11 protein-coding genes and 2 pseudogenes are annotated in these 13,459 nt (G+C 52.2%); 3 read left to right on the top strand and 10 right to left on the bottom strand.

The window, feature by feature from the left end; all coding sequences use genetic code 11:
* Together RT340_RS16830 and RT340_RS16825 are read left to right on the top strand one after the other, a co-directional pair.
* Positions 1-533: Gfo/Idh/MocA family oxidoreductase (locus RT340_RS16830; RefSeq protein ID WP_313377257.1), on the top strand; the 533-nt coding region annotated here is incomplete at its 5' end.
* Positions 534-792: 259 nt separating this feature from the next.
* Positions 793-2,031, top strand: coding sequence for an aromatic amino acid transporter (locus tag RT340_RS16825; RefSeq protein WP_211728930.1), 1,239 nt, complete (start codon positions 793-795; stop codon positions 2,029-2,031).
* Positions 2,032-2,106: 75 nt separating this feature from the next.
* Here the strand turns inward: RT340_RS16825 and RT340_RS16820 are convergent, their stop codons facing one another.
* The 7 genes from RT340_RS16820 to RT340_RS16790 form a co-directional block, all read right to left on the bottom strand.
* On the bottom strand, positions 2,107-3,492 hold the full coding sequence (locus RT340_RS16820; RefSeq protein WP_313377254.1) for an amidohydrolase: 1,386 nt from the start codon (positions 3,490-3,492) through the stop codon (positions 2,107-2,109).
* Positions 3,492-4,139: a cysteine hydrolase gene (locus RT340_RS16815; protein ID WP_313377252.1), complete on the bottom strand. Its 648-nt coding sequence runs from the start codon at positions 4,137-4,139 to the stop codon at positions 3,492-3,494. The genes RT340_RS16820 and RT340_RS16815 overlap by 1 nt, the downstream gene beginning before the upstream one ends.
* A 124-nt stretch (positions 4,140-4,263) precedes the next feature.
* Complete coding sequence (locus RT340_RS16810) at positions 4,264-4,686, bottom strand: cupin domain-containing protein (RefSeq protein WP_211728933.1); 423 nt, start codon at positions 4,684-4,686, stop codon at positions 4,264-4,266.
* Positions 4,687-4,842: 156 nt separating this feature from the next.
* The gene (locus tag RT340_RS16805) at positions 4,843-5,628 is read right to left on the bottom strand and encodes an ABC transporter permease (RefSeq protein ID WP_313377249.1); all 786 of its coding nucleotides are present in this window, start codon (positions 5,626-5,628) and stop codon (positions 4,843-4,845) included.
* Positions 5,625-6,740 (bottom strand): ABC transporter permease, encoded by a 1,116-nt coding sequence (locus RT340_RS16800; protein WP_211728935.1) that lies wholly within the window; start codon positions 6,738-6,740, stop codon positions 5,625-5,627. Before RT340_RS16800 ends, RT340_RS16805 begins: the two co-directional genes overlap by 4 nt.
* Positions 6,733-8,274 (bottom strand): ABC transporter ATP-binding protein, encoded by a 1,542-nt coding sequence (locus RT340_RS16795; RefSeq protein ID WP_313377246.1) that lies wholly within the window; start codon positions 8,272-8,274, stop codon positions 6,733-6,735. The genes RT340_RS16800 and RT340_RS16795 overlap by 8 nt, the downstream gene beginning before the upstream one ends.
* Before the next feature lie 16 nt (positions 8,275-8,290).
* The gene (locus tag RT340_RS16790) at positions 8,291-9,301 is read right to left on the bottom strand and encodes a BMP family protein (RefSeq protein WP_211728937.1); all 1,011 of its coding nucleotides are present in this window, start codon (positions 9,299-9,301) and stop codon (positions 8,291-8,293) included.
* Between the two features lie 106 nt (positions 9,302-9,407).
* Between RT340_RS16790 and RT340_RS16785 the strand changes: the two genes are divergently transcribed.
* The gene (locus RT340_RS16785; protein ID WP_313377244.1) at positions 9,408-10,307 is read left to right on the top strand and encodes a LysR family transcriptional regulator; all 900 of its coding nucleotides are present in this window, start codon (positions 9,408-9,410) and stop codon (positions 10,305-10,307) included.
* Positions 10,308-10,344: 37 nt separating this feature from the next.
* Here RT340_RS16785 and RT340_RS16780 read toward each other — a convergent pair whose 3' ends face one another.
* From RT340_RS16780 to RT340_RS16770, 3 genes and pseudogenes are all read right to left on the bottom strand, one after another.
* The gene (locus RT340_RS16780) at positions 10,345-11,172 is read right to left on the bottom strand and encodes a creatininase family protein (protein WP_211728939.1); all 828 of its coding nucleotides are present in this window, start codon (positions 11,170-11,172) and stop codon (positions 10,345-10,347) included.
* 236 nt (positions 11,173-11,408) lie between these two features.
* Positions 11,409-12,332, bottom strand: a pseudogene (locus tag RT340_RS16775) (substrate-binding domain-containing protein).
* A gap of 724 nt (positions 12,333-13,056) precedes the next feature.
* Positions 13,057-13,459, bottom strand: a pseudogene (locus RT340_RS16770) (sugar phosphate isomerase/epimerase); the annotation flags it as partial.

Below are 13,459 nucleotides of genomic sequence, written 5' to 3'. Positions count from 1 at the left end.
TCGGCGATGCCTACACCACGGACATGGCGATTACCGATACGCTGATCCATGAACAGGATGGTCTGCGCCGGTTGCTGAAAGACGATTACGTCAGTGCTCAGGTGATTTATCCGCGTAAAACCCGTAAAGCCTCATCGCATCTGAAAGACCCACAGATAGTGCTGCTGGAAACGGCGAAAGGTGTGCGTATTGACGTCGAAATTTTCGTCAACTGTGCCTATGGCTATGATATCCAGTGTGAAGTGGTGGGTGAGACCGGGATTGCGAGCTTACCTGAGCCGATGTCCGTTCAGACGCGAAGCGCGGCTAAACTCTCCACGGGAATTCTGACCGACTGGAAAAAGCGCTTCATCGATGCCTATGATGTGGAATTGCAGGATTTCATTAACAATGTGTTGTCTGACAACATGACGGGCCCATCGGCCTGGGATGGCTATGCTGCGGCGGTTGCTGCCGATGCTTGTGTTGCCGCGCAGAACAACGGTGAGATTGTGCCGATTACCATGCCACCACGCCCTGCGTTTTATCAATGACGGAAACACGGGCGCACCAAGTGCGCCCGTGTCAATTTTTAGTGTCAGCAAGTTTGTCATTCAGAGATTTTTCCTGATTCTGTTCACCTAACTATGTTGTTGATGAATTCATCAATAACAATCCTAACCCCCGTCTTAACGAATGACGCTGTCACCCTACGCTGACACTCAGCGCGTCACGACCTGCTGCCGTTGCCTCTCCCTCACGCCGCTTTCCGTGTAATATCGCCGCCTTTGATGTTTGCAGGGATTTTACAAAATGACGGATTTAACCTTGAGCCGTCGCCAACCCTCTGTTTGGTGGGGCGCGATGATTATCTGCGGCACGGTGGTGGGTGCGGGTATGTTCACCTTGCCAATTGTGATGGCCGGTGCATGGTTTGGTTGGGCGCTGCTGCTGTTATTGGTGACGTGGGGCGCGATGTTGCTATCAGGTTTGCTGTTTATGCGCACCAGCCTGCATTATCCGCAGGGTTCGGGTTATGACACCTTAACCAAAGATCTACTGGGTCGCGGTTGGGCAACGCTTAACGGTCTCAGTATTCTGTTTGTGCTGGGCATCCTGACTTATGCCTACATCTCCGCCAGCGGTCCGGTTTATCAGCACTCGCTCAATCTGGCGGGGCTGCCGCTCTCCACCGCCGGTGCGAAAATCACGCTAACGCTCTGCGTTGCCGCCGTGGTGTGGCTCGGTACCACTGGCGTGAGTCGTTTAATGACCTTCTGCGTACTGGCGAAAATCCTGCTGTTGATCCTGCTCTTTGGTGGTTTGCTGACGCAGGTCAGTTTACCTTCGTTGATCAGCGCGGCGCCAGTTGGGGAAAGCTATTGGCCTTATGCTCTCGGGGTATTGCCGTTTTGTCTGGCGTCTTTTGGTTATCACGGCAATATCACCGGGCTGGTGAGTTATTACCGCGGCAATAAACGGCATATCACTCAAGCGCTGGTGCTCGGTACCCTAATGTCGCTGGCACTCTATCTGTTCTGGGTTACCAGCACCATGGGCAATTTGCCGCGCGCGGCATTTCCTGCAATCGTGCAGCAGGGTGGCGATATCGCCGCGCTAATGGCGGCGCTGAGCAATCATCTGCACGTCAGCACACTGTCATTGATGATGTCGATCTTTTCGCATTTCGCTGTGATTGCGTCCTTTCTCGGCGTTACAGCCGGTCTGTTTGACTTCATCGCCGATCGTTTAGGCTGGGGCAATTCTCCTGCTGCACGGCTGAAAACTGCCTGCCTGACCTTTCTGCCACCGTTGATGGCGTCATTATTCTGGCCACATGGCTTTGTCGCCGCGATTGGCTTCGCAGGACTGTTTGCAACGCTTTGGGCCGTTTTTATCCCGGCAATGCTGGCATGGAAAGCACAACAGCGTTTTGCCGGGATGCCGCGTTCCACGCTCCCGATTGTGTTGGTGATGATTTTCGGTGTGCTGAATATCGTCGCCTGGTTACTGAGCTGGGTGGGCTGGCTGCCCACCTTCGGTGGCGCTTGATTTAACGCAATTCAATCTCACCTGCTGATTGAAGGGGGTGTTTATTGGGTCATTCAAAGCCATAAGAAACACCGATTAAAATGCCATTGAACGCCAGCCTCGTGGCGTGTCATTGCCGGTTCGTGCGGCCAGTGATTGTGCCGCACGTTGTGAACGCGCCATTACGGCTTGCTGGTTGATCTGAGTAAATTCGCCATTTTGCAGCAAATGCGCACCGTCAACAAATACATCATTGACTTCATGACCTAATGCGGAATATACCAGCGATGAGACTGGGTGGTGGATGGGTGTCATCGCCGGATGCGAAGTATCAACAATAACCACATCCGCGCGCTTACCGACTTCTAATGAACCGACCAGATGATCAAGACCAATGGCTCGGGCACCATCAATGGTGGCCATCTCCAGCACCTTCTCTGCGGTCATAATTGTCGGATCGCGATGGACCCCTTTCTGCAGGAGTGCGGCAACTTTCATCGCCTGAAAAAGGCTGTGATTATTGCTACTGGCAGGGCCGTCGGAGCCGAGCCCCACCGTTAATCCAGCCGCCAGCATTTCAGGTATGGGAGGCACGCCGGACGCGAGATACAAGTTACTGCATGGATTGTGTGAGACGCGTGTGTCGTGATGTTTTAGCGCGCGGATATCACGAGAACTGCACTGCACACAGTGCACGGCCAATACATCAGAACCGAGGAAACCGATATCACTCAGGAATTCGGTGTCTGTTCCCTGAAAACGCAGTTTGGCTTGTTCAATTTCAAAATCAGTTTCCGCCACATGCGTAGTGATGAGTACGCCAGTTTCATTGGCTAGCTCACGGGTACCGCGCAGCACTTTCTCATCCAGAGCCCAAATCATACTGGGTGCCAGGCCCACTTTGACGCGGCCGTCGGCTTTATGAAATCGATGAATAACCTGACGTGCGTCTGCCAGCGCGGCTTCCGGCGTTTCGATAAGTGCTTCAGGGATGCCATGTTCAGCTCCGGTGGTCAGGAATCCACGGCATACATGACCGCGAATACCACTGACCTCAAAAGCTTCAATGACTTTTGCGGTCAAACCCGGCCGGGGATGGGCATACATAAAATCGACCAGCGAAGTGACACCTGAGCGCAGAGACTCCATGCAGCCGTGCAGGGCTGCGGCATAAACATCCTGTTCCGTTAACGCGACAGCACTCGGTCCGGTCATACAGGTAAACCATTTTTTCAGCACCATGTCGTCGCCCAACCCTTTTAAGAGCGTCTGAAACAGGTGCGTATGCGTGTTGACCATACCCGGAATAATAATGCGTTGACGGCAATCGATAACCTCTGCCTCAGGATATTGCAGGCTGAGCGTCTCGCGTGTTCCGATGGCACGGATATGCTGGCCTTCAATCACCAAACTGGCTTGTTCCAGGATTTCACGCTGTGGGTTCATGGTGATAATCCAGCCGTCGGACAATAAATAACTCATCAATCACACTCCAACTGCTGTTGTAATTGCGATGCCTGAACGACAAAACCGAAGCACTGTTGCACGTTGTACAGCGTGGCGTCGCGGCAATAAGAGGGTGAAGTGGTTGCGCTGCAATCCTCAAGAAGCAGGCAGTCATAACCTCGAAAGTTTGCGTCTTGAAGGGTGCACAGCACACATTGATCGAGGTTCACGCCAGCAAACAGCAGTGTTGTCACACCAAGGTTACGCAGAATGCTGTCGAGTTCGCTGTCATGAAAGCCGGACATACGATATTTGTTGATGCGGATATCGCGTGAGTCCGGCGTTAACTCTTCAACAATTTCAGCCGCCCAACTGCCGGCTTCCAGCACAGGCGCACCGGAAAGGGGGAGAGGATCACCTAAGCCAACGCCATCGCCATAGGGGTTATAAACATGCAACAGCGCAGGGCTGAGATTGAGCTTATCGGGTCGATTACCCCAGTTAAGCCAGATCACCGGCACCTCAGCTTGACGCAGTACCGGTAGCAAATGTTGTAGCGGCGCGATGGGCGCGCGTGCAGGCGTGACATCAACCCCGATGTGGCCAAGCCAGCCATTGGGATGACAAAAATCGTTCTGCATATCAATCACGACGATCGCGGTGTGCTGCAAATCAAAAATCACAGACCTTTCGCCAGTGCTAAGCTCGACCGAGCGTGAAACTTGCGTTGGTCGACGTGTATCAATGAGTTCTTTTGAAACACGCCATTGGTTAAATCGGTTGCTGCCCAATACGTTTAACCCCATTTCAGGCTCCCGTCAGAATACGCAAATCTTCACTGTCTAATGTGACAGGGTCACCGCTGCGAATCAGTTCGGAAAAGCCCTCGTTTGGCGTCATGACCGTCAACGTATACAGCTTTTCAGTTCCCGTGTTACGTATGGCATGATCGTTACCCGGGTGTAACAACAACGAATCACCTTTCCTGATCACCAACTCGTCATTATTACAACGCGCCACGCCTTCGCCATGAAGAACATAGAAAAACTCATGGGCAGTGGCATGTTCATTAGGAGGCGTCGCGCCGCCGACGTTAAAGATCTCTACAACAAAGATATGATCAATGCCATCAAGGGTTTTATCGCACAGGATGGCGAAGTAGTTGGTGCTGTCCGGACTAATACGGAAAGCCTGAACATCTTTCAGATTATTGAAACGAAACGTTTTCATCATTATTCCTTTCGATAAGGCTGAGTCAGTGCGCCGGGTTGTAATGTGCGTCCCACGACACCTGACATCGCCAGAATCGTGAGCAGATAAGGCAGAGCGAGCAGCACCTGCGGTGGCAGCGTGTTTTCAAACAGCTGTAAAGAGAGTTGCAGTGCATCAGCCGCACCAAAGATAAAGGCGGCGAGCAGGGCTTTTAGTGGGCTCCAGCGGCCAAAAAATCACGATAGCAAGCGCGATAAACCCTTGACCACTGACGATATTGTCGCGAAACAGGCCAATTTGCGCGGTGACCAGATAGCCACCTGCTAAACCCGCTCCAACACAGGAAAACATTACGCCCCAGGTTCGGATTTTCAGTACGTTCAGGCCGGCAGCATGCGCAGCTCGCGGGTTTTCTCCAACGGCGCGCAGCGAAAGTCCAAAGCGCGTATGAAACAGGCAATAATGTGCCAATACGGCCAGAATCAGCGTGAGGTAAAGGGGCAGCGGCTGCTGGAACAGAATCGGTCCAACGACGGGAATGGATGAGAGCACCGGAATATGCCAAGGCTCCAGCATAGGAATGGTTGGCGACGAGCCATTGCCCATCACCAAGGCATAGATCCACGATGCAAGCCCGGCAGCGAGAATATTAAACACAATGCCAACCACGACCTGGCTGGCATGTGCGCGCAGATAGAGCGCGGCCAGCACGCAGCCAACGATCAAGCCGCCAACGCCACCCGCGATAAAACCCAGTGCCGTAGAACCACTTTCAACCGCCATCATGTAACTGGCCAGCGCGCCAAGTAAGATGGTGCCTTCAATGCCAATATTGAGCACGCCGGAACGTGCTGAGTAGATTTCATCTAGCGCAGCAAGTAGCCCCGGTCCGGCGAGTCGGACCGCGGCGGCAAGCCAGCTGATAAAGAACGCGGTATCGAGATTAGCCAGCAAATTCATGATTGCTCCTCCACAAATGGACGGCTGGATCTGCGTAAACCCGGTAAGTTAATGCGGTAGTAGCGCAGCAGATCGCCGGCAAGGATTAATAACACCACCAGACTTTGCAGGATTAGCACCACTGATGTCGGTAAACCGGTTTGGCGCTGCATGGCGCTGCCGCCCACTTCGAGCCCGCCGTATAAAATCGCAGTAGGGATTACCAGTAACGGATTCAGACGCGCCAGCAAAGCGACGACCACGCCGATAAAACCCACCCCTCCAGAGATGCCATCCATTAAGCGATGTTGAACGCCAAGCACCGCACACAACCCGGCAAGCGCAGCTAATCCTCCGCCGAGCAATACGGCCCCCATCTGACGACGGTTAACATCAACTCCGCTATAGCGTGCAGCACGTGGATTCAGGCCTGCGATTTTTATTTCAAAGCCCGCGGGCGTGGCACGCAACAGCCAGAATACAAACAGACTAGCGACCAGAGCGATGGCGATTCCCCAATGCGCACGCATGCCACTCATGACAAACGGTAACCAGCTATCGGCGGGCAAACGTGGCGTTTGTGGAAGGTCGCCCGGGGCACGCATCGGTCCGGAAACAAGGAATTGCACGATGAATAACGCAACGTAATTTGCCATTAATGAAATCAGGACGTCGTTGCCGCCGAATTTGACGCGAAGCGCACCGACCCAGCCGGCCCAAATGGCACCCGCTAGAAACGCGGCCAGTAAAACCATCGGCCAATACAACAGAGGGGGGATGGCCCACGGAAAACCCTGCGGTGTACCTGAAAGCGCGATCCAACTGGCTGCTGCAGCGCCCAGTAAAAAGCAACCCTCAAAGCCGATATAACCCAGTCCAGCTCGCCACACCACAATGGTCGCCAGCGCGATGAGCATGAGCGGCGTGGACTGGACTATGCTCAGACCAAGACTGCGCAGAGAGCCGAATGCTTCATTGAACAGGAAACCATAAGCTGATAGCGGATTACCGCCGAAGGGGATAAACAACAATCCCGCGATAGCAAAAGCGGCGATAATGCCGCAGATGCTGGTCAGCATCTGCGCGCCAGTCGATTCTGCAGGGGCGAGACGTCTCTCAAGCAGCTTATTCACGTTCGCCTCCTTTTTGCAGATGAGCGCCCGCCATAAGCTCACCCAGTTTTTCTGCTGTTGCTTCATGAGCAGGCAGTTCGCCTGCGATTTGTCCGCTGTACATCACGGCGATGCGATCGGACAGGTTAAGAATTTCTTCCAGCTCTGCGGAAATCATCAGAATGGCGCAGCCGCGATCGCGCGCCGCAATTAACCCTTGCCACACGCTCTCAATCGCGCCAACATCCAGGCCGCGTGTGGGTTGTTCAACCACCAGTAAGCAGGGATCGCTCGCCACTTCACGACCGAGTATGAGCTTCTGCAAATTGCCGCCAGAGAGTTTTCCCGCTTCGAAATCCGCATCGGGTGTGCGTACGGCGAAACGTGCAATGATATCGCGGGCATGCTGGCTGATGCGCTGTCGGTCCAGCAACCAACCACCTGCCCGAGTGAAACGGTGTTGGCGGCCTAACAAGGCGTTGTCAGTGATTGATAACGCTGTGACTGAACCGACGCCACGACGATCGGCGGGGATAAATCCCATCCCTTTATGACGACGGACTGCCGGGGAATCCTCGCTGATATCGGCCCCATTTAACAAAATGCGCCCGGCCTCCAGCTTGCGCAAATTGAGTAATGCTTCAGCAAGCTCGGACTGGCCGTTACCTTCGACCCCAGCAATACCCAGAATTTCACCGGCTGCAACCTGCAAAGAAACGCGCCAGATTTTTTGCTGACCGCTGGCATCCCGGACCGCAATATTGTCGACATGCAATACCGTTTTACCCGGCTGACAGGGGGATTTCTCCACGCAAAGTACCACATCACGGCCCACCATGCGGCGGGCCAAATCGCGCTCTGAAGTGTCATTGATATCGACCGAATCGATCATCCTGCCGCCGCGCATCACCGAAACATGATGGGCGATAGCCATGATTTCATACAATTTATGTGTCACGATCACGACGGAACGCCCTTCAGCGCACAGTGATTTTAACGTGGCAAACAGGCCTTCTTTTTCTTGTGGCGTAAGCACTGCAGTGGGTTCATCAAGAATCAGTACCTGGGCGTCGCGGTACAATAATTTGAGGATCTCAACGCGCTGCTGCACGCCAATGGGCAAATGTTGCACGTTCGCCCAAGGATCAATCGCCAGACCGTGCTTGTCAGAGAGCGCCTGTAACCTCTGAGCCGCGGCTTGCAGATTGAGCGCACCACTACGATTCTCTTTCAACCCCAGCACCACGTTCTCGACCACGGTCATTGGCTGTACCAGCATGAATTCCTGGTGAACCATACCGATGCCGCAGTGGATGGCATCACTCGGATCGCGAAAACGCCGGGGTAATCCATCCACGACAATCTCACCTTCATCTGCCTGATACAGGCCATACAGAATCTGCATCAAGGTGCTTTTACCTGCACCGTTTTCTCCCAGCAAGGCGTGGATTTCACCGGCTTTTATGCTGAGTGAAACGCCATCGTTGGCCACGACGCGAGCAAAGCGTTTGGTGATGTGATTGAGTGCCACGCGAACAGGTGCTGTTGCTGTCATAACAAGTTCTCGCCGATTAAACAGTTGGTTTCAACGCGCCACTGTCGAGCTGCTGCCAAATGGTCTGGAATTTAGCCCATGCATCCGCGCTGACGAGTTTGCTGTTGTACTGTTCATTACCGCTGACCACCGACCAGGCTTTACCCACCGTTGGATGCCACTCATCACCGCCTTTGAAGGTTTTGTTTGCTACCGACTCGCCGACTTGCTCAACCATCCAGTCGAGGTTCTGACGGAAGCTGCACGCGACATAATCCGGTGCGACATCACGCTGATCGACATAACAACCGATGGCCTTCACTTTACCCGCTGCAGCGCCTTGCATTGCGCCTAAGCCGGTCACATCAGCGGCATGCCAAATGACATCTGCTCCATTGCCAATCATGGTGGTGGCCGCTTCACGTCCTTTAGCGGCGTTGTCATAGTCGCCAGTGACCACACCCATACCTTTGATGCCGGGGCGGGTCTTTTCTGCAGCCTGAATGAAGGCCCGCATCATGGCTTGCTGAGTGGGGTTATCGCCTCCGCCAACAAAGCCGACGGCTTTGCCTTTATCGGAGATCAGTGCCGCCAGTGCCCCTGCAGCATAGGCGCCTTGTAAATACGCGAGGTTGACGTATTCAACGTTACCAGGTGATTTCTCACCGGGTTTGAACGTTGAGGCGAAGAAGTAGGTTTCTGGGTATTCCGGCGCAATTTCGGCAAATGCGGAACCGTATTCGAAGCTGTGACCAATGATTAGGGTGTAACCATCGTCAGCGTAACCTCGGATCACTTGTTCCATTTGAGCTTGCGGTACGCTTTCACTGTAGGCGACGCTAAAACCGGCCTTTTTCAGGCTCTGTAATCCAGCAAATGCCAGTGAACTCCAGCCACCATCGGCAACAGAGCCAGGCAGCAGCAGGGCAATTTTTATGGTGTTATTCGCTGCCATTGCGCTGCGCGACAGCATGGGAGCCAGAGCCGGTAATAACAGCGCGCCAGCCACTAATTTCGCAAATTTTCTGCGGGATACGTCTGACATCATGTGTTCTCCTGGTGTGGTTTAGATGTATTAATCACCGGAAGAGCATTATCTTAAAAGCATCATTTTTCGCACTTACTGATGCCTTAAAGGCAACGCAGAGGAAAGCATGCTCCAGCACCGTTTGTTTATTTATATCGACCAAATAGCGCGCAGTGGTTCGATTCGCAAAGCAGCTGAGCGTTTACATATTTCGGCCTCAGCCATTAATCGTCAACTGATTGCGCTGGAAGAAGAGCTAGGCACACCCTTGTTCCAGAGACTGCCACGTAAGATGGTGCTAACCGCAGCGGGCGAAGCCTTGATTCATCACGTGCGTCAGAGTTTTAAAGAAATTGAAATAGCGCAGATGAAGATTGAGGAATTGAAAGGACTGCGGCGCGGTGAAGTCACAGTAGCAATGATGAGCGGGCTGGCCGCCAATCTTATTCCCCTTACGGCAGCGGAGTTTCGTCGTGCTAATCCACGAGTGAAATTGCATCTTCAGCAACTCACCACGGGTGAAAATATCACCAATGCAGTAGCAAACGGTGAAGCAGATTTGGGGATTGGGTTTGATTTTGAACTGCAGCCTGTGCATCGAAAACTTGCCAGTGTACCTGTGCGACTGGGGGCCGTGGTGGGTACAGGTCATCCGCTGGCTGAAAAAGCCAGCCTACGTCTTAGTGACTGTCTGCCTTATCCCGTGGTGATTGCTGATAAATCTATGGTCATCAGGCCATACTTGAATGAGGTTTTCGCGCGAGCATCGATCAATCTGCAAACAGTCATCGAAACTAATTCCATTGAGGTGATGCGCCAGTCAGCGATGATGGACCAGACGCTGACTTTCCTGACACCGATTGATATCGAATCAGATCAACGAAGCGGGCGATTGATCTATATCCCGGTCCGTGAGCTTGCGCAGCATACACAGACGCTGATGTTGATTGGTCACGATCGCGGAACAAGCGCTATTGGTAGCGTATTTGCGGAGACACTAAAAGGTATGATGTCGACGTTGCGTTAGCGTTGAGGGCGTCCGTCTGGTTGCCCTCAACGTCTGCTTAAACCTTCTTTGATCGGAAGGCAGTTTCACCTTTGAGGAAGTCCAGGTTAAATGCTTGCACCTCACGAACCAAGGTGATTAAGGCTTGTGCTGCACGGTCGGTGGCAATCTGACCCCGTTCCGCATCTGCAGCGGCTGCATTGCCTGTGGTGCCTGAGAGATGAAGGTCTTGTGCCATCCAGCCGAATCCTATGCCGCCTTCAGGGGTGAGTATCCCGCCACTGGCCTCCAACGCCACTGAGGTTGAGACGAAATCATCAGCATATGCCATCTGCACCAATTCGGGATGCAGATGCAGCATCATACTGGTTTCTGATTCTCCACCGTGAATGCCGTGCTGCATCTCTTTTTCGCTATACAGGTCTGATGCATCAATTGTCCGGAACCAGCTGGCCCCAACGGCAAACATCCCCAGTTCGATGCGCAGTTGACGGCAAACAATCTCCATTAATTGCGGTTGGCCGCCGTGGGAATTCCAGAAAATGATTTTGCGAATGCCCGCCCGCCAGGCGCTTTTTGCTACTTCAAACCACACTTTGCCCAGCACTTCATACGGCAGTGAAAGCGTACCAGGATAAGCCAGGTGTTCGTCTGATTTGCCAATCGGCAGGGCGGGTAACACCAACATTGGCAGGTCGTCGGGCATGAGTTCAACGGCGCGTTGAATTATGCCCGCATTAATGGCGGCATCCACGCGTACCGGCAGATGTGGACCATGCTGCTCAACGGCTCCAATCGGTAAGACAGCCACTATGTTTGCCATATCGAGTTCACTAAATTCCCGAGTGGAAAGATCCCACCACCAGGGCGAAGACGGTTTTACCATGTTAACCTCCATTTTTTTAGCTCAACATAGCGGGTTGCCACTGCAATGGAAGCAACAAAATTCGTACTGAACGTTGCCTTTAAGTCATCCTTCCTGACAAGGTACTCTTCAAAATCTCACTGAAAGCGGCACACGTTTTTGCTTTGCTGCTGTCATCATCAGGCCCCTGAAGCAGGATAAAGTCTGCCTGCGGAAGCGAAGGTCATTCCCGGCGGCCCTGCGGGCCGCCTTCCGTCTCATTTTTGATTCTTGTCTGTAAACGCCTGGTAATTTTCTTTCGTGACGGTCTGATAGGGCACCCAGTTATAGGCTTCGGTTTTTTTGCCGGTCAGCATATCGCTTGCCACATTAACTGCGCCAATGGCCTGGCCTTTCGCATCCTGGAAAATGGTCACCGCCATTTTGCCATTCTTGATGAATTGCAAATCATCCGGTGTGCCATCAATGCCAGCCACTAACACATCGCTCTTCTTCAACTGATCCAGTGCCATAATCGCACCAATTGCCATCTCATCATTGTTAGCAACAATGGCGTTGATCGAATTGCCATCCTGTAGCCAGGAGAGGGTTTTATCGACGGCTTCATTGCGCTGCCAGTTAGCGGTCTGCTTTTGAATGACTTTAAGACCTGGATGAGCGCTGACATAATCTTCAACGGCTTTAGTGCGTTGGCGCGCTTCCTCGGTAGAGAGTGAACCCATCAGGATGGCGATGTTCCCCTGGTTGTTCATGCGTTTTGCCAGCGCTTCAATCTCCATTTTTCCACTCAAAGCAGAGTCGGAGCCAACGTAAGCCATCTTACCGCTCAGGGGCACTTCAGGTTTACGGTTGACGAAAATCAGAGGGATATTGGCTTTCTTTGCTGCAGCAATCACAGGCATAACACCTTGCGTGTCTACCGGGTTCACGATAATCGCGTCGGCACCCTGATTAATAAAATCATCAACCTGCTAGATTTGCAGTGAAACATCGCCTTTGGCATCGGCAAACTGGCTATTCAATCCTTTCTCTTTCAACTGCGTTTCCATTTGACTGCGGAGGATTGAAACATAGTTAAGATCCAGATTCGCCAGAGCAACGCCCACCATATACGTTTTGGCTTGCACGACAAACACACTGAGTAAACCACAGGCGATTATTATTGCTTTAATTATATTCATGTTTGTATCTCTGTAAGGTGGATAGGGTATTTGTGCACCCGGGTGCAATAAATTGCGTATCAACACACAGTGCTGTGTATATTTTTCGCTGTGACCCTGAGCGCGTAACATTACTTTCAGATGAGGCTAGAAATTAGTCAACGCGCTAAAAATTGATTCCTTCATCTGGATCACAAAATTTGGGCGAAGCATCCTAACAAGAGAATAGAAATGCTACCGGGTGCAAATTTTTTCTGGCAATGCTCCGCTTGTTTATTACGGGCTTAAGTTACAACATCCAATAAAGTCTCTGAAAGATGCGCATCAGTAAGCCACTGCGTCGATTGAAGCTAAACAGCAGTTTATCGCGCGCATCTAAAGATCTGTCATCGGGGGGCAGTTAAAGATTACAAAGGTATTGATAAACTTCAGCATCGCGTTTATCTGGCGTGAATCGAGAGCACTGCCGGCATTGGTGAGAGATAACCCGATATTGCTTCAACAACCCAAGTTCGTTCAGGATGCACAGCCAACCCCTTGAGCCATAACACTTCTGCTCATAGATTTTTTCGCGAATGCTTTTCACGTCCACACGTAGTAGGGAGGCTTCAAGATTGCTGTAATTCGGATGCAGCTTGTTTTACCCAACCTTTAATAACAAGCAATTACGTACGAGAATTTAGGTGGTGACGTGCGTGGGGCGTATTGAGGTTGCCCGGCCAAAAAAGTGCCGGGCACAACAGGGCTAGTCTTCAATACTGCTTAACAGCGCATTTTGAATGATTTTCTGGGCTTTGAGTGGATTTTGTTCACTTTGCGCCGCTTGCAACGCGGCAATATCCAGCTTATCCAGTGCACGGTAAATATGCTTCAGGAATCGAATCGACAGATTGGCGGCTTCAACATGGTCTTCACGGAAGGGGAATTGGTCTAGCTGCCATACGCCATCCCAATTATTGATTTTGAGTACATAAAAGAACTCAAAAATTTCTGTCATGTGCACTGTGCCGACAACGAGATCGTCATCCCAGCCACGTAGGTTGTCATTCACGTCCATACCGAACAGCCTGCCGCGGTCAATTATCAACTGGGCTGAGTCCGCTGGTGATTCACCGGCAAATAGCGCGTGGCCAAAGTCCAGCAACACG

This window comes from Pantoea sp. CTOTU50773 (assembly GCF_032082325.1).
Taxonomy (GTDB): Bacteria; Pseudomonadota; Gammaproteobacteria; order Enterobacterales; family Enterobacteriaceae; genus Pantoea; species Pantoea communis.
This window is presented reverse-complemented; position numbering and strand designations above follow the sequence as displayed.